At 46.6% G+C, this 20,967-nt stretch carries 18 protein-coding genes; 17 read left to right on the top strand and 1 reads right to left on the bottom strand.

Features of this window, described 5'->3' with window-relative positions:
• Positions 1-224: 224 nt before the first annotated feature.
• The 7 genes from J2X61_RS18255 (at position 225) to J2X61_RS18285 (ending at position 7,531) form a co-directional block, all read left to right on the top strand.
• A complete protein-coding gene (locus J2X61_RS18255) occupies positions 225-1,838 on the top strand; it encodes an ATP-binding protein (protein ID WP_310189583.1) in 1,614 nt (537 codons plus the stop codon).
• Positions 1,839-1,884: 46 nt separating this feature from the next.
• Positions 1,885-2,550 carry a YoaK family protein gene (locus J2X61_RS18260; RefSeq protein WP_310189584.1) on the top strand — a complete coding sequence of 222 codons (666 nt, stop codon included), beginning with the start codon at positions 1,885-1,887 and terminating at the stop codon, positions 2,548-2,550.
• Between the two features lie 174 nt (positions 2,551-2,724).
• Entirely contained in the window at positions 2,725-3,174 is a 450-nt protein-coding gene (locus J2X61_RS18265) for a VOC family protein (RefSeq protein ID WP_310189585.1), read from the top strand.
• A 370-nt stretch (positions 3,175-3,544) separates the two neighbouring features.
• Positions 3,545-4,474, top strand: a complete 930-nt coding sequence (locus J2X61_RS18270) for a carbohydrate ABC transporter permease (protein ID WP_274470924.1) — start codon at positions 3,545-3,547, stop codon at positions 4,472-4,474.
• Positions 4,471-5,295, top strand: a complete 825-nt coding sequence (locus tag J2X61_RS18275) for a carbohydrate ABC transporter permease (RefSeq protein WP_310189587.1) — start codon at positions 4,471-4,473, stop codon at positions 5,293-5,295. The genes J2X61_RS18270 and J2X61_RS18275 overlap by 4 nt, the downstream gene beginning before the upstream one ends.
• Before the next feature lie 77 nt (positions 5,296-5,372).
• Positions 5,373-6,743, top strand: a complete 1,371-nt coding sequence (locus J2X61_RS18280; RefSeq protein ID WP_310189589.1) for an ABC transporter substrate-binding protein — start codon at positions 5,373-5,375, stop codon at positions 6,741-6,743.
• A gap of 62 nt (positions 6,744-6,805) precedes the next feature.
• Positions 6,806-7,531 carry a glycerophosphodiester phosphodiesterase gene (locus J2X61_RS18285; protein ID WP_310189591.1) on the top strand — a complete coding sequence of 242 codons (726 nt, stop codon included), beginning with the start codon at positions 6,806-6,808 and terminating at the stop codon, positions 7,529-7,531.
• A gap of 37 nt (positions 7,532-7,568) precedes the next feature.
• Here the strand turns inward: J2X61_RS18285 and J2X61_RS18290 are convergent, their stop codons facing one another.
• Entirely contained in the window at positions 7,569-7,829 is a 261-nt protein-coding gene (locus J2X61_RS18290) for a hypothetical protein (protein WP_274470490.1), read from the bottom strand.
• A 60-nt stretch (positions 7,830-7,889) separates the two neighbouring features.
• Here J2X61_RS18290 and J2X61_RS18295 point away from each other — a divergent pair, with 60 nt between their 5' ends.
• The 10 genes from J2X61_RS18295 to J2X61_RS18340 all read left to right on the top strand — a co-directional run bounded on the left by J2X61_RS18295 (position 7,890) and on the right by J2X61_RS18340 (position 20,721).
• Complete coding sequence (locus tag J2X61_RS18295) at positions 7,890-9,239, top strand: ABC transporter substrate-binding protein (protein WP_274470489.1); 1,350 nt, start codon at positions 7,890-7,892, stop codon at positions 9,237-9,239.
• A 43-nt stretch (positions 9,240-9,282) separates the two neighbouring features.
• The gene (locus J2X61_RS18300; protein WP_274470488.1) at positions 9,283-10,164 is read left to right on the top strand and encodes a carbohydrate ABC transporter permease; all 882 of its coding nucleotides are present in this window, start codon (positions 9,283-9,285) and stop codon (positions 10,162-10,164) included.
• Between the two features lie 18 nt (positions 10,165-10,182).
• Positions 10,183-11,025: a carbohydrate ABC transporter permease gene (locus J2X61_RS18305; protein WP_274470487.1), complete on the top strand. Its 843-nt coding sequence runs from the start codon at positions 10,183-10,185 to the stop codon at positions 11,023-11,025.
• A 134-nt stretch (positions 11,026-11,159) separates the two neighbouring features.
• Positions 11,160-12,446 (top strand): ABC transporter substrate-binding protein, encoded by a 1,287-nt coding sequence (locus tag J2X61_RS18310; RefSeq protein ID WP_310189593.1) that lies wholly within the window; start codon positions 11,160-11,162, stop codon positions 12,444-12,446.
• A gap of 65 nt (positions 12,447-12,511) precedes the next feature.
• Entirely contained in the window at positions 12,512-14,284 is a 1,773-nt protein-coding gene (locus tag J2X61_RS18315; protein ID WP_310189595.1) for a sensor histidine kinase, read from the top strand.
• A gap of 6 nt (positions 14,285-14,290) precedes the next feature.
• Positions 14,291-15,928, top strand: a complete 1,638-nt coding sequence (locus tag J2X61_RS18320; RefSeq protein WP_310189598.1) for a response regulator — start codon at positions 14,291-14,293, stop codon at positions 15,926-15,928.
• Between the two features lie 165 nt (positions 15,929-16,093).
• The gene (locus tag J2X61_RS18325) at positions 16,094-16,855 is read left to right on the top strand and encodes an SDR family NAD(P)-dependent oxidoreductase (RefSeq protein WP_310189599.1); all 762 of its coding nucleotides are present in this window, start codon (positions 16,094-16,096) and stop codon (positions 16,853-16,855) included.
• A 24-nt stretch (positions 16,856-16,879) separates the two neighbouring features.
• Positions 16,880-17,851: a sugar phosphate isomerase/epimerase family protein gene (locus J2X61_RS18330; protein WP_310189600.1), complete on the top strand. Its 972-nt coding sequence runs from the start codon at positions 16,880-16,882 to the stop codon at positions 17,849-17,851.
• Between the two features lie 26 nt (positions 17,852-17,877).
• Positions 17,878-18,663 carry an SDR family NAD(P)-dependent oxidoreductase gene (locus J2X61_RS18335; RefSeq protein WP_274470479.1) on the top strand — a complete coding sequence of 262 codons (786 nt, stop codon included), beginning with the start codon at positions 17,878-17,880 and terminating at the stop codon, positions 18,661-18,663.
• A 24-nt stretch (positions 18,664-18,687) separates the two neighbouring features.
• Positions 18,688-20,721 (top strand): YjhG/YagF family D-xylonate dehydratase, encoded by a 2,034-nt coding sequence (locus J2X61_RS18340; protein ID WP_396135463.1) that lies wholly within the window; start codon positions 18,688-18,690, stop codon positions 20,719-20,721.
• Positions 20,722-20,967 lie beyond the last annotated feature (246 nt).

Consider the following 20,967-nt stretch of genomic DNA (forward strand, 5'->3'; position numbering starts at 1 on the left):
GTGGTGGTGGTTGGTCGTCGTCCTGCAAGGCGTTTACTTTACCTTATATCACTAGCAGAATGAAACTGGATTAAAGCCCATGAGCATGATTTGCTCATGGGCTTTTTCGTGTGAATAAACATGAATCCCATAACTTGTTATTTTACTGGTAGAAGCTCCAAATTTGGTTTAATATATGAAGTATACACAAACAAGTTTAAGAATTTAACACAAGTGAGGGTGTTATGATTTTATTTGACTTCATAGTCAATATTGCTATATTTTCACTGCTTGTCAGTACGCCTCTAGTCATCCGCTCATTTATTCACCAAACGCCGATCAAGTATTTTAGTTTGTGGGCGAGCCTTTATGCTGGGGTTGTTTCGGTTATTCTCGTCATTCTGTCTATCAAGCAGCAGGGGTATTCCTACGATATTAGATATGCGCCCGTTATCCTTGTTTTTGCTTATTTTGGGCCGATCCCTGGGGTGATAACCGGGTTATTCTCGCTGCTTACACGCCTTATTTCGGGCGGTAATTGGGCCCCGGCAATCATTGGTTGGCTGATCAATATGACCATTTTGTGTGTTGTATATAAGTATATGGCTCGCAGCTCACAAACCAGAAAAACTGGTTCACTTTTCATGGCTTATGTGGCGGGATATTTGATAACGATTTTATCATTTCATATTTTGTTGAACGAGCCGTTATTTCATTTGCAATATGTCCTGTTTGTCATGTTAGGCGTCATTTTGGGCGGTTTGCTGATTGAATCAAATGATCGACTTTTAAGAATTAATAAGCAAAATAAATATATGGAAGCGACGCTGGAAAAAAGCGAATCGAATTACAAGCTGATCGCTAATCATACTTCTGACTTGATCATGGTTATGGAGCAAAACCATACGGTGAGTTATTTTTCTCCCTCTCATGAACTTGTGTTAGGGTTTGAACACCATGAATTAGAAGGAAATCTATTGTGCAGGCTAGTGCACCCGAAGGACTTGGAAATTTTTAATCAAACGATCTCGAAGTTGCTTGGGGGGCAGGAAGGCTATTCATTGGAAATTCGCCTCAAACATAAAGATGGACATTGGAAGGAATTTGAATCGCGCTGCCAGCCCGTCAAAGGTAGCAGTTATGTCATCGTCATCAGCCGCGATATCTCCGAACGCAAGAAAGCGGAAGAAATTCTATTACAGTCAGAAAAGCTTTCAATTGTCGGAGAGCTCGCGGCAGGGATTGCGCATGAAATTCGAAATCCTTTAACGACAATAAAAGGATTCCTACAAGTATACAAAGAAGGAAATTACTCGAGAAAACACAATGATTTGTTGTTATCCGAACTCGAACGGATTGAAGCCATTACCAGCGAGTTTCTTTCATTAGCCAAACCTCAATTGACACAACTTACAGTCACAGACCTGCGTGATCTGGTGGAATACACGACTGAGATTTTATCCCCTGAAGCACTTCTTAAAAATATTGAAATCCAATTGAGTTACGAAGCGACACACTTCCCGATCACCGGGGAAAAGAATCAGTTAAAACAGATGTTTCTGAATATTATCAAGAATGCTATGGAGTCGATGCCGGAAGGCGGAGAGATTCAAATTTGTCTGCGCAAAGACGGGGAGAATCATGGTGTGATATCCATTAAAGATCACGGTTGCGGGATTCCGGAGGAGCTATTGCCGAAGTTAGGGGAGCCTTTTTATAGTTTAAAAGAGAAGGGAACTGGACTTGGTTTAATGATTTGCAAGAAGATTATTAAACAGCATGAAGGAAATATTACCTATTCAAGCAAAATGAATGAAGGGACTTTAGTAGAAATTCGTCTGCCGTTACTTCAAGCATGAATTAACAGATCCTAGCCATATTAATAGATGGGAGGATTGATGTATTATGCCCACACGTACACACCTTAACAGATCAGTCCTGGTACTTTGCCTGATAGCAGGCATCGTTGATGTGATCGGATATTTGGGACTGGGACATGTATTCACTGCTAATATGACAGGAAATCTTGTGCTAATCGGAATCGCGATTGGACAAGCAAAACCGCTGGCTGTGCTTCGATCAATTCTTGCGTTTATTGGTTTTATCGCTGGTATTGCGCTCGCAACTGTGATTGTGAAGCGAGATCGGGAAGATCAGCTTTGGTCCAGAGGCGCAACGATTGCATTAGGCATCGAAGGTCTTCTGCTATTTATTGCAGCGTTGCTCTCCTATGCGGGAGACAGCGACAGGTATTTATATATACTCATTCTATTATTGAGCGTGGGGATGGGCATGCAAACGACAGTCGCCAGGCATTTGAAAGTGGCTGGGATTTCGACGACCGTTTTGACCAATAACCTCGCGAATGTCATCGAGGATACGATTGCCCATTTTCGCGGAGTCACCCCATTTACTGCAGACGCATGGTTACGCACATGGGCGGTAGCGATCTATTGCCTGGGTGCGGTAATTACCGCTATTTTGGAACCGCACGCGCTATTTGCTTCCATATGGATACCGGTCGGTCTGTTGGTCGGACTTGTGACAATGGCGGCAATTCGCTTCCGTTAAAAATAGTAGAACTCATACAAAAGGAGTATGCATGAAGAAGACAAAATTGCTAGGGCCAAAATCATATTTATTCATTTTTCCTGCGATTGCGCTAGTGATTGTTTCACAATGAATCACCTTTCCGGCAAGCCTTAACTGGCTGCTAGTCTTGTTCTTCATCAAGGAGATAAAACTATGGCAAAAAATAAATTACTACGAATGGACAACGTCCTTATCGTCGTTGACGATCTCGAAGCCGTTAAAGCCTTCTTTCTCCAACTCGGGTTCGAGTTGGAGGGCGAAACGACCGTCGAGGGCTCCTCCGTAGATCGTCTCATTGGCCTTCAGAACGTCCATGCTACCCTCGTGTTTATGCGCACTCCGGACGGCCAAGGACGGATCGAGCTGGACAAGTTCCACACGCCGGATGCGATTAGAACTGGACCGGAGAAGGCTCCGGTGAACGAACTCGGGATTCGCCGCATCATGTTCGCCGTCGATGACATCGATGACGTGGTCGCGCGCCTGCTGGCACATGGCGCCGAACAGGTCGGCGAAGTGGTGCAATATGGGGACACGAATCGACTCGCCTACATCCGCGGTCCCGAAGGCATCATTGTCGGATTGAGCGAGCAGCTCAAGTAATCGAGGGCAGAAGCCTGAAGTATTTACGTTCCATACGTCCCGAATTGCGAACGGATAGGTAGTGTCAACTTTAGACGCCACGACGGTTGCTCTAATTGAATAAATTATTACTCGTGGAAAATCTTGGTTGACAGTATCCGTTACTAGCATGTATGATATGAACAAGTTAATAATTGTGATGGAGACAAGGAGATTCACGTAGATTGCATGTCAACGGGCATGGCAATTTATGTGATTTTTTTTCGCTCTTTTCACCCGTTTCCTCCAAATGAGCGAGACGGAAAATAACGAGTTACCAAAAGCGATACAGGGAAACCGAATGCCCTTAGCGTGAAAATGTAACTTTTTAAAGAGAGGGGTATGCTATTTGATGGTAAATGAAAGCGCTTTAAACCTGGGGACACCTGAAAGTGTATCAGTAAGGAAAAAGAAGTGGGAGGAGAACATATTAGCCTATTTATTTCTTGCACCTTCCTTAGTCTTGTTTGCTACGTTCCTTTTTTATCCGATGGTCAAATCTGTATACCTGAGCATGACGCTTACTGACCCTCGCGGTAGGGTCGTTGAATTTGTCGGGCTTGATAATTTTAGCGATTTACTTGCCTCGGGACAGTTTTATTCGAATTTAAAAGTGACGTTGCTGTTTATCTTGTTTACGGTACCTACTTCAATCGTATGGTCCCTGTTTTTGGCAGCGATCACCCACAACAAACTGCGGGGCATGAAAGTATTCCAGTTCATATTTTCTCTGCCTATCGTAATTTCGGTAGGTACGGGGTCGATTATCTGGTTTTTGCTGTTCCATCCGACAGCAGGCATGCTGAATTACTTTTTAAGCATTGCACATATTGATCCGATCCCTTGGTTAACGAGTCCTTCGTGGGCGCTGGTTTCGATCTCGCTGTTGACGATATGGATGAATATGGGGTTTCTGTTCATTGTGCTGTCCAGCGGTCTTCAAGGGGTCCCAGAAGAAATTTATGAAAGCGCTAAAATTGATGGTTCAAGCCCGACGCGGACATTTATCCAAATCGTTCTGCCGCTTCTGTCGCCCACGATATTTTTTGCCCTTATCGTGTCTGTAATCGGCGCTTTCCAAGCCTTTGGACAAATTCATATTTTGACAAAGGGTGGTCCGATGAATTCAACCAATGTGATCGTTTATTCCATCTATCAGGACGCTTTTGTTAATTTCCGTTTCGGAATCGGCAGTGCACAGGCTTTGGTTCTCTTTGTGATTATCATGATCTTGACTGTGGTGCAGTTTAAAGTTTTGGAAAAGAAGGTGCATTATCAATGATTGCGAAAAGGATCGCACCCACCCTGAATTACTTGCTGCTAATTGTGCTGGCACTTGTCGTTTTGTATCCGCTGTTATTTACGGTATCTTCGTCGTTCATGACAGAGAAGGAAGTTTCTAACTTCCCACCGCCATTATTTCCTTCTCAGTTGTATCTTGAAAACTTCAAGAACGCAATTTCGGGCTTTCCAATCGTGCGCTTTATCCTGAACAGCTTTATTGTATCTTCGGGGATTACGGTAAGTCAGGTTATCACGTCCAGTTTGGCCGCTTACGCTTTTTCGTTCCTGAATTTCAAAGGAAAGAAAGTATTGTTCGCCATCTTTCTTTCGACCATGATGATTCCGTGGGAAGTCACCATTATTCCTAATTATTTGACCATCAAAAATTGGGGATGGATGGACAGTTACCAGGGGCTGATCGTTCCCTTTATGGCTGGGGCCTTCGGAGTTTTCCTGCTTCGCCAGTTTTTCCTTCAGCTACCTAATGAGCTGTTTGATGCGGCAAAAATTGACGGATGCGGACATCTCCGGAATTTTTACTCGATTGTACTTCCGCTATCCCGTCCTGCGCTTTCTACTTTGGCGGTTTATGTCTTTCTTACGCACTGGAACCACTATTTATGGCCTCTATTAATAACAAATAGGGCGTCCATGAGAACGGTGCAAATCGGAGTTTCTATGCTGCAGCATGCTGAAGTTATGTCGTGGAATTTGATTTTGGCGGGAGTTACGATAGTTCTGCTTCCTTCTTTCCTTTTATTGGCTTTAGGTGTGAAACAATTAGTACGTGGAATTACCGCAGGCGCTGTAAAAGGTTAAGCGAGCGATGATCCGTCTGTTACCTAACAGGCTTATCATATATATTTATCTACATTGAGCGAGGAGAGATAGAAACAATGGGGAAAAAAAGATTAACAGGTTTAGTTTTAGCGGCAACAATGGTTTTCCTTTCGGCATGCAGCATAAATATGGGGGAAAGTACAGAAAGTAAGAAGCCAGAGGCAACGAAATCTGGAGCAGCTGAGGCAAGCGGACCTAAGAAAGTCGTTTTCTGGCATGCGATGGGTGGAGCAAATACGAAAGTTGTTGATCAACTAGTCGCAGATTATAACGCTTCTCAGAATAAAATCAAAGTAGAAGCGGTGTATCAAGGAAGCTACGACGACTTGCTTAGCAAACTGAAAGCGTCGATGGGTACAACAGAAGGCCCCTCGGTTGTCCAAATGTATGAGATCGGGAGCCGCTTCATGATCGATTCCAAAGCAATTACACCGATGCAAAACTTCATTGATTCGGATAAGTGGGATTCTTCACAGCTGGAACCGAACATTGCTGGTTATTATACACTGGGCGGTAAACTTTACTCAATGCCGTTCAACACGTCGAATCCGGTCCTTTATTATAACAAAGATTTGTTTAAAGCAGCCGGTCTTGATCCTGCGAAGCCTCCAAAAACTTTCGAGGAATTGAAAACTGCAGCAGATGCAATTACCAAATCAGGTAAAGCGACGGGGGCAAACTTTGCGATCTATGGTTGGTTCATGGAGCAGCTCTTTGCTAATCAAGGTGCTGAATATGTAAACAACGGAAACGGTCGGACCTCTCTTGCAACCCAATCGCTGGTGAATACGGAGCCAGGTGTGAAGGTACTGACTTGGTGGAAGGATCTTATCGACACCAAAGCGGCTAACAATCTGGGACGCAAAACGGACGATTCCAAAAAAGCATTTTCCGCAGGTCAGGTAGGTATGATTCTGGAATCTACAGCAGCGCTTAAGGGGCTAGTTGACAGTGCAAGCGGTAAATTCGAAGTTGGGACCAGCACCTTACCTAAGCCGGCAGATGCGAAAGAAGGCGGTGTTATTGTCGGCGGAGCCAGCTTGTGGGTTATGAATAACCGCCCAGATGATGAGCAGAAATCCACTTGGGATTTCATCAAATTTTTGACTACACCTAAGGAACAGGCTTACTGGCACGTCAACACGGGATACTTCCCGATTACCAAAAAAGCCTATGACGAAGACATTGTAAAAGAAAACCTGAAAAAGTTCCCTCAGTTCCAGACGGCGATTGATCAACTACACCAAACGAAGTTGAACACGGCAACACAGGGTGCGGTAATGGGTGTATTCCCTGAAGCAAGACAAATTGTTGAAGTCTCAATCGAAGAAGTGCTCAACAACAAGAAGACTCCGAAGGAAGCTTTGGATGCAGCGGAAAAAGAAATCACTTCAAAAATTCAAACATACAACAAAACAGTCAAATAATGATGTGAGAAGGCTCCAGTTCAGTAGCCGGAAAGGAAACAGTTATGCTTATTAACAAACCGATGATTATTGCACACCGTGGGGCTAAAGGAATGGCCCCAGAAAATACGCTCGCTGCTTTCCGGCTTGGGTTAAGCCAGGGATGCGAAGGGATTGAGCTTGACGTTCATTTGACCGCTGATGAGGAAATCGTCGTTTGCCATGATATGACATTAGACCGGACTACAAACGGGAAAGGTCTGATCGTGGAGAAAAGCTTATCGGAAATCAAAACCTATGATGCTGGTCTCTGGATTGGCGACGAGTTCAAAGGGGAGACCGTGCCTACTTTGGACGAAGTCTTTGATCTAGTACCCGAGAGCATTATGATTAACGTGGAAGTAAAATACGCATACGAAGGCAGAATGGAGCGTAAATTAGTTGAATTTCTGCGAAGACGTAAGCGTTTGAATCATGTTATCGTTTCATCTTTTGACCATAAGTGTGTCAGAAGGATCAAACAAATGGATTCGGAAGTCAAGATTGGGCTTTTGTATCAATCCAATTTACTGGATCCAACCGCTTATGCTCGAAGTTTTGATGTGGATGTGTACTCGCTTCATCCTTACTTTCAAATGCTGGATGCCGAAGATGTGCTGAAGGCGAAAGAGAACGGGCTTTATGTCTACCCTTATACGGCCAACGAAGAAATAGATCTGCTGAAGTTAACTGATATGGGGGTCTCGGGCATCATTACGGATTTCCCTGGCAGGCTGAAAGCTTTGCTGCAAGACCGGGATTCCCTATAATAACTTTCTATGCGTAAAGCCCCGGTTCCCCGGGGTTTTACTTTTCATTATCTGGAGAAATGGGGACCTGAAATGAGCCTTCTTGTTTTGGAGCGTCAACCCCCAATTGAATTCGACTCCATTTGTTCTGCCTTCCTATTAAAGAAAATCCATTTCCATATAAGTTTACACCATGCAACATTTTCGGTTCAGCCCATATAAAATGGAGGGGATTTTTGCAAATAATTTCATGAATCTGAATACCAGTGTGGCTCTTCCACAAAATATTTACGGGTGCGCCCAAAAATAATCCATTCATCCAGCCTCCCCCATCAGGCTATAATCAGAAATGTAAACGGATTCATTAAGGAGGAGCTACATGTCCAAATTAAAAAAAGCGATGTCATTGCCGGTTATTTTCTCACTCGTTTTTGCAGCCGCAGGCTGCAGCAGTCCGAGTAACAGTGCCAGTTCGAGTGCGACTCCAGCGAGCGGCAGCACGACGGCTCCAACTACACAAAATGCGGGGGAGCAGAGCAGTACCAAAAAGACGAAATTGGTTTTTTGGGACAAATCGGAATATGTGAAGGAATACAATGACTCGCAAAAAGAGAGAGTGGCGCAATTCTCCAAGGAATTCAATGTCGATGTGGAGTATGTCGCGATTCCGCCGGCTGATTTAAAAACGAAGCTGCTTGCGGCAGTGGAAGCGGGGAACCCGCCGGACTTGCTGCTGGCTGACGATTTTGTCGCGAAGCAATTCGTCGGCAACAATCAATTGGTGGAAATTTCGGATATTTTGAAGAAATATGATTTCAGGGAAGATTCCAAGAAATACGCCTATGCATTAGAGGGTTGGTATGAGGTTCCGGTTTATCATAATCCGAACGTTATGTATGTGCGAAAAGATAAAGTAGCCGAAAAGAAGCTTGAGCTTCCGAAAACATGGGATGATGTAAAAAAAGTGGCACTTGCGATAAACGATCCGAAAAATAATTTCTATGGGCTTGGATTCCAGCTTGGAGGCGGCGGAGATTCGAATGGTCGTATCGAAAACTTAATTCGAACGTACGGCACGGATTTGGTAGATAAGGACGGCAAAGTTACGGTCAATACAGCGGAGGCTTTGGAAGCCATCAAATTTGACACCAGCTTCTTCACTGAGAAATTGACGCCGCCAGGCGCGGTAACAGGCGATGATTCATGGAACAATACGGCTTATTTGAACGGTCAAGTAGGAATCATTTTTAACTCCAGCAGCGTGTATGCGGCGATGAGAAAAGAGAAGCCGGAGCTGCTTAACAATACGCAGGTCATGCCTTGGCCAGCTGGTCCAAAGAGACAATTTGGTTCAGGCGGCGGAACCGTGTTCGTCATGTTCAACAAAGGCAAAAACCTTGATAACGCTAAAAAATACATTGATTATTTCTTCAACAAAGATTTCTATGGAAAGCTGATCGAGAAGTTGAATGGATTGGCTGTGCCGGTATTGAACGGATTTGAAAATACGGAGTTTTGGCAGAAGCCGGAAAACAAAGGCTGGTTCGACGCCTCAAAAAATATTGTTCCGCTGGGTGACCCGGGACCTCCGGATGCGCGCGCTTCCCAAGTAATCAGCGAATACATTCTTCCTAAGGCCGTTCAAAGCATCGTCGTTAATAATACAGATCCGAAAAAAGCGCTGGATGAAATCGAGAAAAACTACAAGCGAGTTTACGAGAAAAAATAAGAGATGAAATTAAAGGCGTACTTTCCCATAGGAAGGTGAAACCATGCTGCAAACATCCAATCGAAGAAGTGAAATGGTTTTGGGGTATACGTCGGTCATGCCGGTTATCATCGTTATTTTCGTGGTGATCGGCATTCCTTTTATCAATGCGCTATACCTAAGCTTAACCGATAAAACCGTAGGAGCCGAAGCGCATTTTATAGGCTTTGCGAACTATCGCGAAATATTCACAGATCCGGTGTATTGGAAGGTCCTCAAAAATACGTTCATTTACTTTATGACGGATGTGTTCTTTAAACTGGTGATCGGGATGATTTTTGCCTTGACGCTGAATCAGGCGTTTTTCGGCAGATCCATTGTACGGGTGTTGTTCCTTGTACCGTGGGCCATTTCCGGACTGGTGTCGGCGCTGACGTGGAAGTGGATGTACAACGATTCTTACGGAATCATCAATCAATTGCTGCTCGATACAGGTTTGATTGAAAATCCGGTCGCTTGGTTAAGCGGACCTAAAATAGCATTAGTCTCCGTCATTATCGTTAACATTTGGCGAGGGATTCCTTTCTTCTTATTCAGCATCCTGGGTGGTTTGCAGACGATTGACAAGCAGATGTACGAAGCTGCAAAAATTGATGGAGCGGGTCCTATTCGCCAGTTTTTTTCGGTCACGATCCCTTCTATCAGTTCGGTGCTCGTCATTACGACCATGCTATCTTCCATTTGGACGTTTAATGATTTCGAAAATATTTATTTGATTACTGGAGGGGGACCTTTGTATAATTCGGCGGTTATTTCTGTCTATACGTATGAAACCGCCTTTCTCCAAAATGATATGGGCAAATCGCTCAGTGTGGCCGGATCCATCATTCCGATCTTGCTGGTGCTGATGTTCTTTATGACCCGAAAGCTGGCCAAGGAAGATTGAGAGGAGGAGGCAGCGAGGATGAGAGCATCCACCGTACGTGCCGTTCGTAAAAAAGTGTTGATCTATGCAATCGTCGTTATCGGCTTAATTTGGACATTGTTTCCGGTCTATTGGATGGTCAAAACATCGTTCACCCCCGACGCGCTTATGTACGATGCCAAACCTTCCTTGATCCCGACCGAGGTAACCACGAAGCATTATAAGGATCTATTTAGCCAAACGGAGTTTATGACCAACCTGAAAAACAGCTTAATCGTTTCCCTGCTTGCCACGTTGATCTCGCTGCTCATTAGTATTTTCGCTTCTTACAGCCTGACCCGCCTTAAGTTTCGCGGTAGGAAATTTATTACGAGAAGCATTATTATATGCTATCTGATGCCGGCAGCGGTGCTGTTTATCCCGATGTACGTACTGGTCAGCAAGCTCGGCTTTGCAGACAACAAGTATGGTTTGCTGATCATTTATCCGACTTTTATTGTCCCCTATTGCTGCTACATGCTCCTTAGTTACTTCAAAGCCATTCCAGGTTCTTTGGAAGAAGCGGCACTGATCGACGGATGCACACGAATGCAAACGTTATGGAAGATTATTTTCCCCATTGCTGCTCCAGGTATAGCTGTGGTGGCGACCTTCGCCTTCACCATGTCTTGGAATGAGTTCTTGTATGCGCTCGTTGTTACGACGAGTCCAAGCCAGCTGACGGCGATGGTTGGTATTGCAGGTTTTAAATTCTCCGATTCCTTCATTTGGGGATTGCTCATGAGTTCTTCGGTGATCGCATCAATCCCTGCTTTAATTTTGTATCTCGGCGCCCAAACCTTTGTCATCGGCGGACTTACTGACGGAGGCGCTAAATACTAAGCTATAGGGTTCCTGTACGTCAGGTCATCCGGAGTAATCCGGCTGACCTTTTTCTCTATGATTCTCTGAAATATGAGCTTATAATATAGCTATATGAAGCAGTACCACAATACAACATCTCTGGGGGATTTTACATGAATCATAAGAAGCAAAGTCTCTTCTCTTTGTTGATGATTGGTCTTGTATTTTTGTCTGGTTGTGGTAATGGCGATTCCGTCAATCAGGCTCTAGGAGCTGCGAACGAAACGAATAAAGGCGGAGCTTTGACCTTATGGATGTTTAATACGGATATTTATTTGAAGCCGGCTGCCGAAGAGGTAGCCGAAGAGATGAACATTAAGCTGAACTATGAATTTATTAATCCCGAACGGTATAAGACCAAAATCAAAGTAGCTATTTCGGCAAACGAGCTGCCTGATGTATTCTCGCAATACTTAGGTAAATCGGAACGGGAATTAATTCTGAATGCCAATGTGGCGGCTCCGTTAAATGATGTGTTGGCCTCAACAGGGCTGGAATCCAAATTTGCTCAAGGGAGTTTGATTCAATCGGGGAACGGGAGCATTTATTCCGTACCTTACCGTCCCGAGCATTCGCAAGTCGTTGTCTATAATAAGAAGCTTATGGCTAGTCTCGGCATTCAGCCACCGAAAACATGGGATGAACTTCTTGCCGTGATTCATGCTGCGAACCGCAACGGAGTGATTCCGATCGCCTTAGGCGGCAAAGACCGCTGGCCGGGAGATATCATCTACAATACATTAGTGCTGCGCGAGGATCCGAATGCTTTCAACCGAGCGCTTCAACATGAGATCAAATTCACCGATAAGCCATTTGTAGATGCCGCCGACAAAGTCATTAAGTTGGTGCAGGCAGACGCGTTTCAGCAAGGATTTTTAAATCATAGCGATCTTGAAGCTCGCGATCTGTTTTACAAAGGTAAAGCGCTAATGCTTATCAACGGCTCTTGGATTTTCAATAAAGCCATCTCAAGCTTAGGCGACGATTTGGGATATATCAAGTTTCCCCAGACAGGAGCGGCAGCGGATCCATTCTCTACGAACACCGGGGAGCGAAGCAGCTCGCCTTACGGGCTGTTCGTCAATGTCCAATCCCCGCATTTGCCGCAAGCTAAGGAATTCGCAATCCGGTATTCGCTGAAAATCAATCACGAACTCGTCAAGCTTGGTCAAGCTCCTTATGCAGAATCGGAAGCGAAAACAGAAGGAAAAATCAACGATGCTTATGCGGAGTATGTGAAGGATTTCAAAAACTTCAAATTCATCCAATCGTATTGGTATAGTACAATGACAACGTCTAAGGGGGAAGAGTATCGGGATTTGAACCAGAAATTGTATACGGGAACATTGTCATCTTCGCAGTATACAGAAAGTATGGAGCAAATTATGAGGAAGCCGTAAGCGGAGGGTTCACCGCGATTTTTCTGGAGGGGATAGGTATTAAAGCGCTCCGATATTTTCAAGACATGCCGATTCGCAAAAAAATTCAGCTCATTAATGTGATCATCATTTTACCCAGTATCGTTTTTCTGACCATAACGCTTTATCAAATGACGCTGCATCAAGCAGAGGAGCGGGCTCTTCGCAGCTCGGAACAAAAGATTGGACACATAACGAACACGATTAACACCTTATTTAATGATATTGAAAATTTCTCAAAGCTCTCAATGATCAATAAAACGTACCAATCCGTATTGATGGACACGAATGATGTGAACAGCGAGCTTCAGAAGCTCGACGACATACAATCGATGTATGCAAGCTTGAATGCAATGGTTGAATCCAACCCTTACATTGACTCCGTTGTCATTCAATCGACGAGTGGTGAAAAAGTTTTCTATTCGGACAATATGTCGAATGTGACCGGTTCCTCGATGAATGACTATCCTAAAGAACAGCTGATCGATGCGAAAGGCACAGCAGTCTGGATTGAAACCTTCGAGAGTACGTTTCTTGTGAATGATCAGCATAAGAGCTTACTGTCTATAGGCAGACGAATTATCAATATTGATAATGGGCTCCTCATGGGCTATATCTATATCAACATCGACGAGCGAAAGTTATCCCATATTTACAGCAATGACGACCTAAGGAGCAATATTATGATCGTCAACGCCGAAGGTAAGATCCTTTCGGCTAATGATGCTGATATCGTTTACCAGTCTACGCATGACTTGTTTGGCCGGATGATTGTGGATCGAAACGGCTCAACGATTTTCAATAATGGAAAGACGAATCTGCTTGTTTCTTCTAAAGCTATGGATAAGAACGGGTGGAGAGCCGTCTATGTGGTTCCAACCAAGGAATTGATGAAAGATCAGTGGGAAATTACCTTGTTTATTTTAGGGTTTGGCCTGACAGGATTGCTTTTGGCGCTCATCCTTTCCACTATTTTTTCCAAGTGGCTCACTAATCCGATTATGCAGCTAAGCAGAGCAATGACAGCGGTTGGAGACGGCAAGCTGCATACGCGGACAATTGTTGCTTCGAACGATGAAGTCGGCCGTTTGGCTTATAAATTTAATGAAATGGTAAGCCGGATTCAAGACCTGATGCACACCATTAATCATGAAGAGAAGCAAAAGCGAAAGCTGGAGCTCCAATTATCATATTCGCAGATTAAACCGCATTTTCTATACAACACTTTAGAAATGATTCGATCTATGGCCTTAATGAAACAAGCTCATGATATCGGCAAGGTCGTCAAATCGCTCGGCGATTTTTACCGGATGTCGCTTAATCGAGGGCAAGAGATCATTCCGGTGTCTCAGGAGAGGAAGCATCTCGAAAGCTATCTCTATATCCAAACCATCCGATACCAGCATATGCAGTACAGGATTGAATTCGATAGCAGAATCGAGGGATGCTGGATTCCGAATATGCTGCTGCAGCCGCTTGTGGAAAATGCGATCTACCACGGACTGAGAGAAAAGCAGAATGGCGCTCTCTGTGAGATTACCGGTGGCATGGAAGAGACGAATGGCTTGAAGGTCCTATGTTTCAAGGTGAAGGATAACGGGAACGGCATGAACGAGGAGAAACTCCAGCGAATTTGGCGGCACGAGCCATCCCATCATGGTTTGTCCAGCTTTGGCATCAACAACATACAGGAACGTATCAGGCTTCGTTACGGGCAGCCATTCGGTATCACGATGATCTCGCAACCGGGAGAAGGTGTCGAAGTACAGCTGCGGATTCCTGTTTTCTTCGAAAAATCTGAGCTTGAGGAGAGGCGGTAGCTCTCTATGAACCCGAAATTACGCGTATTGATCGTTGATGATGAATATTATTTCCGTAAGCTTCTGATCAATTTGATTGATTGGGAGGCTCTCGGGTACACCATCGAGCAAGAAGCAGAGAACGGTTCCCAAGCTCTGGAGCTTGCACGACAAGAGCAATATGATTTGATCCTCGCTGATATTAACATGCCGGGCATGACTGGATTAGATTTCGTAGAAGCATTAAGATCTTCGCATATTGCGACAAAAGTGATATTTATAACAAGCTACGATATATTCGAGTATGCACAGGCTGCGATAACGTTAGGGGCGTCTTACTATTTGCTAAAGCCCGTCGATGAAGATGAGCTTAGCCAAGCTTTAACGGAAATTCGCCAAGAGCATTTACAGGACATGCAATCCTCTCTTAACGTTAAAGATCTGAAGGAACAAGTAGAACGATCGAAACCCTTGTTAAGAGACCATTTTGTCCGTCAACTTCTGCTTTATGAGCCGTCAGACAGTCCGGAGACGCTGTATCGGCATGCCCAGTATTATGACATTCCGCAGCATGCGCAAGGATATGCCGCCTTTGTCGTCGAAATCGATGAGCTAAATGTACGTTATACCAAGGAACAAGAGCGGCAGCTGTGGCGATTTGTGGTTAAGAACATTTTACAGGATACCTTCGAAGCGTCGGGTATTTATTGCGCGGTGATCGACGGAGAGGACAAAAAGATTGCAATGTTGGTCGGGCACAGCCATGCTCAGGACCAAGCGTTAATTGAGCTTTGCGACCAAGCCCGCAGCTTCATCGATCAAAGAATGCATCTTGGCGTTACGCTCGCTTTGGGGCAAACGTATGAAAGTTTAAGCCAAGTGCACCTCTCGTATTCGGAGGCGGTGTATGTCTTAAAATATAAATTTACGAAAGGCGGCAACCGGGTTATCACATACGCGCAAAATCAAGAAGAACCGGTAGAAGCCGTCTTCTCTCTTCCAATAGATCGAACGGAATGGATAACGGCCATTCGTAATAAGAATCGGGAAGCGATTGCCGAAAAAATCGACAAGATTTGTTCAAGACTCGTCATCATTCAGGCGAGCAAAGAGATCGCTGTATTCGTCTTGATGGAGTGTGTTTCGCTCGGCAGCGCCGTCATTCTGGAACGTGGGGGCACGCTGCCGAGCGGATGGATGACGGACCGTCATCCGTTGTTTAGGCAGATGCATAGCCTGGAAACCATCTCCGGGTTGCAGCAGTGGCTCCAGCTCTTTTTTAAACAAATTGTGTTTACAGAGCTGGATAACTATTTGGCGAATTTCAAAGGTTCCGATATCGTAAGTAAAGCCATTGCGTATATTGAAGAGCACTTTGCCGAGGAGTCGTTGACGTTACAGCAAGCAGCTCGCAGTATATGCGCCAACCCGAGCTATCTAAGCCATATTTTCAAAAAGGAAACAGGAAAATCGTTTACGGAATATTTATCCGATTTGCGGCTGGATCGCGCTATGGAGATGCTGAGAGATGTGCCGCCCGAAGGGCTGGTCTCGCTTAAAATTGTCGACGTCTCGCAAAGCGTAGGCTACTCGGATCCCTACTATTTTAGCAAGTGCTTCAAAAAGAAGTTTCAAATCGTCCCAAGCAAAATCATTCAACCATGACGAACAAAGCCCTTAACTTCCAGGAGGAAGGCAAGGGTTTTTCTTATTGTATGGATTCAAAAAAATTTACGGATGTGCCCAAAAATATTCCATTCAGTCTCAATCCCCGCGTGATTATAATTAAAAACGAGAAGAAATACGTATGTGAGGGGGATGTATAAACCTATGAGTGATTTCAAGCTGAATGGGAAGGTTGCACTCATTACTGGCGGCTGCCAGGGACTTGGGCTGGAGTTCTCTCGTGCGTTAGCGGATGCAGGCGCAAGTGTCGTTGTGACAAGCCGGGATGAGCGCAAAGCGCAATCGGCAGCGGATGCGATTCGCAAGGAAACAGGCAGAGACACGCTGGGGCTTGCCGCAGATGTGACGGACTTTCGGCAAATGGAAGCTATAACTCACACAATCGTGAACACCTTCGGGCGTTTGGATATTTTGATTAATAATGCCGGAGTTAATGTGCGCAAACCGATTCTCGATTATGACGAACAGAGCTGGGATCTTGTTCAGACGACGAATTTGAAAGCGCCTTTTTTGTGCGCCAAAGCGGTCGTTCCGCAAATGATCAAACAAAAATTCGGAAGAATTATAAATATTGCCTCCATGCTGGGGACGGTGGCCCTCCCTGAACGGTCCGCTTATTGCTCCAGCAAAGGCGGATTGATCCAATTGACGAAGGTCATGGCGCTTGAGTGGGCTGAGCATAACATAACGGCCAACGCCGTTTGCCCGGGGCCTTTTGCTACGGACATCAACCAAGCTGTCATTAACAATCCGGAAGCAAATCGATTTTTCTTGGATCACCTGCCAATCAAGCGTTGGGGGGAGCCTAAGGAGTTAACAGGGCTGATGGTATATCTGGCCTCAGATCTGTCCAGCTTCATGACGGGCTCGGCGATCGTGATTGACGGCGGTTGGACATCTGAATAAGGATCCAAAAGGAGGCATATGCATATGAGATTCGGACTTACGGCTTACGGAACTGTTTATGCGATGGGCATTCACCCGGCAGCTGACCGGAAACGCATTACGGCGAAAGAGCTGCTGCAGATGGCCGAGTCATACGGGCTTCAGGGCAGCGAAATTCCGTATGATATTTTGCAAAGCACCGATGCCGACGAAGCGGCCGAATATGCACGTGACAAAGGGCTGTTCATAAACGTTGCCACCGGAGGATTTGATCCCGGCCACCTCAAGGATGCGCTGCAGATGGCTGACCGGGTTGGCGCCCTTACGGTGAGAACGGTTGTGGGCGGGGCGAAGTTCGGCGGGGACCGCAGACATATGGTTGGCTCCTGGCAGCCTTTCTTGCAATCTATCCTTCGTTCTTTACAGGAAGTGATGGATTCGGCAAACCCGGCAGGCGCTAATTTGGCTGTGGAGAACCACCAGGATTTGGCTTCTGAGGAATTGCTTTGGTTATGCGAAAACATCAGTTCGAAGAAATTTGGCATCACGCTCGATACAGGCAATCCGCTGGCCACGGCCGAGGAGCCGGTCGAATTTTTTCGCCGGGTAGCCCCCTATGTGAAGAATGTCCATCTCAAGGAATATGCCATTTATTCCTCCGAAGAAGGATACCGCTTAGTGCGGAAGCCGTTAGGGCAAGGGGTTATCAACTTTCCCGAATTGCTGGGAATTTTTGACGAAGTGAATCCGCAGGTTACGATGTCGGTCGAACACGGTGCTTTGGAAGCGAGGCATGTACGTGTGCTGCAGGAAGATTTCTGGAACGAATACCCGGAACGTTCGGCACGTCAGCTCACTGGCCTGCTGCGGTTTGTCAAGAATCATGCGAGAAATAATGGGGATTGGCAAACACCTTTCGAGAAGGGCGCACCGGCTGATGTCATCGCCGCATACGAGTTGGAAGAATTGAATGCCGGCATGACTTATTTATCGAGCATCATCAAGCGTTATGCATAACGCACTAATCCCATGAGGTGATCAGGATGACATGGATCGATCTGACAGGTAAAAATGCTCTTGTAACCGGTTCCAGCAGAGGTCTTGGAAGGCAATACGCTGTTGATTTAGCGCGTGCGGGCGCTAATGTCATTATTCATGATGTGAATGAAGCGGCAGCGGCGCGCTTTAATGAGGCGCCGTCCGGCAGTGCCGTAGCGCAGGAAATCGCTTCTAAGCATGGCGTGAAGGCACACTTTATCGCGGCGGAATTGTCCGATCCGGAGCAAGTCAAAGCGCTCATAGAGCAATCTATTGCAGCGCTCGGCTCGCTGGATATTTTAGTGAACAATGCCGGGGGAGACATCGGCATGCGTACGCCGCGTCCGGATCCCAATGATGCGTTGGATATTTCTGTGGAGGATATTCGTTCCGTCGTAGATCGTAATTTACTGTCAACCATGTATGCGTGTAAATTCGCAGGTCTCCATATGCGTGAACGCCGCTGCGGTAAAATTGTGAACGTTGGCTCGATTGCCGGTCATCTTCCCGTTCGCGAGGGGATCATTTATGCAGCAGCCAAAATGGGCATCTCGCAATATACGCGCAGTTTAGCTGAGCAGCTGCGGCCGTACGACGTGAACGTTAACTGTATATCTCCAGCTCCGACCTACACGGCTCGTTTTCTGGCGACGCGAACGGTCACAGAGCAAGATGACCGCTCGCGCTTGCAGAAAGTTGCCCAACCTGAGGATATGTCGGATATCGTCATGTTCCTGTGCGGCCCGCAATCCGATGCGTTAACGGGCGAGACGATTGTTTGTTGGAAATAATGCGTTGAGCGAGGGGGGATTGCGTTGAGTGATGCATGGACATATATTATGGGTCAGGAAGATCACGAAAGCTACCGATTGCAAACCCATGCAGCGGGTCCCCAAGGCTCGCTGCCGTTGACGAGCGACATGCTGCTCAACTGGCCGAGCGGCGATTTGTTCGGCTTGAGCCAGAACGTCGGCATGGGTTGGCAGCCGGACCGTTTGAACGGGAAGCAAGTGCTCATTCTCAGCACACAAGGCGGTTTACGCGCAGAGGACGGTACGCCTATCGCCCTTGGATATCATACCGGCCACTGGGAAGTCGGTCTTCTCACGAAAGAGGCGGCGCTAGAGATTACCGAACTTGGCGGAGTTCCGTTCGCAGGCTATGTGAGCGATCCTTGCGACGGGCGTTCGCAAGGCACGACGGGGATGTTCGATTCGCTGCCGTATCGCAACGATGCCGCTATCGTGTACCGGAGGCTCGTGCGATCCTTGCCGACACGCAGCGGTGTGATCGGCATCGCGACTTGCGACAAAGGGCTTCCTGCTACCATGATCGCTCTTGCCGGTATTCATGATTTGCCGGGCATTATCGTCCCTGGGGGTGTAACTTTGCCCCCCACCAACGGTGAAGATGCCGCCAAGATTCAAACGATTGGCGCCCGCTATTCGCAAGGGCAGATTTCGCTGCAGGAAGCGGCGGATATGGGCTGCCGTACCTGCGCCACCCCAGGCGGCGGCTGTCAGTTCCTTGGAACGGCAGCGACCGCGCAGGTCGTGGCGGAGGCGCTTGGCATGTCTTTACCGCATTCAGCGCTGGCCCCGTCAGGGCAGGCGCTCTGGCGCAATATCGCCAGACAGTCCGCGAGAGCCATCTATTGGATGCAGGCGAAAGGCATCCATATGAGCCATATCCTAACCGATGCGGCCATCAACAACGCAATGGTCGTTCATGCTGCGTTTGGCGGTTCAACCAATTTGCTGCTTCACATCCCGGCAGTTGCCCATGCGGCAAAATGCCGCATCCCGGACGTGACCGATTGGAACCGAATCAACAAAAGTGTGCCGCGCCTCGTAAGCGTGCTGCCGAACGGTCCGGAATATCACCCGACGGTTCGCGTATTTATGGCTGGAGGCGTGCCGGAAGTCATGCTTCACTTAAGGAAGCTGGGGCTGCTTGATGAATCGGTGACAACGGTGGCTGGCGAGAGCCTCGGCGTCCTCTTGGATTGGTGGGAATCCTCGGAGCGGCGTCATCAGATACGCCGGCATTTGAAGGAAACGGACGGTATTGATGCGGATGATATTATTATGAGCTCAGCCAAGGCCAAGAGCAGGGGGCTTACGTCCACAGTGACATTTCCTATCGGAAATATTGCTCCTGAGGGCTCAGTCATTAAATCGACCGCCATTGACCCTGAAGTTGTAGGAGAAGACGGTGTATACCACCATACCGGACGCGCGAAAGTATTTACAATGGAGAAATCGGCAGTTAAAGCGATAAAAGACGGCCGCATTTCCGAAGGCGATATTATGGTGCTAATCGGCAGAGGGCCGTCCGGTACAGGCATGGAAGAGACGTATCAGCTTACCTCGGCATTAAAACATCTGCCCTTCGGCAAATATGTCACATTGCTTACGGATGCCCGGTTTTCCGGCGTATCGACGGGGGCATGCATTGGCCATATAGGTCCTGAAGCGCTGGCGGGCGGACCGATCGGAAAGCTGTGTAACGGGGATTTACTAGAAGTGAAAATCGATATAACCCGGCTGGAAGGAACCGTCCACTTTATCGGTCAAGGAGAAGAGCGCTTTAGTCCTGAGGAGGGAGCTGCCATACTGGCCAAACGTTCGTCCCACCCTGAGCTCTCGCCTGATCCTAAGCTGCCGGATGATACTCGTCTATGGGCAGCGCTGCAAGCGGCAAGCGGGGGGACGTGGCGGGGGAGCGTTTACGATGTCGATCGCATTATTGAAGTACTAAATGCCGGACATACGTATTTGGACATGCTGGAACGCGAGCGGAAAAATAGCGGAGGCGGTAACAGCCATGTGGAGCATCTTGGCACATAGCGGCAATAAACCAGAATGTGGCTGTCCCAAAGTCATAGATGAGTTTGGGACTCCTTTCTTCATTTAATATATCCTTGATAATGCTGTTCCTCCTAGTAGAAACTAGCGAAAGTAAAATTAGGCGTTCACTCTATTGGGTGAACGCCTATTATATTTTTATTAATTAAGGAAGCAGAGCTCCATAGTCGTATGAAAGCCAGCTAAGTTTTGCCATCATAGACAAAGGGGCATGAAAAATAGCGATCA

The sequence above is a fragment of the Bacillus sp. 3255 genome (genome assembly GCF_031456485.1).
Lineage (GTDB): Bacteria > Bacillota > Bacilli > Paenibacillales > NBRC-103111 > Paenibacillus_E.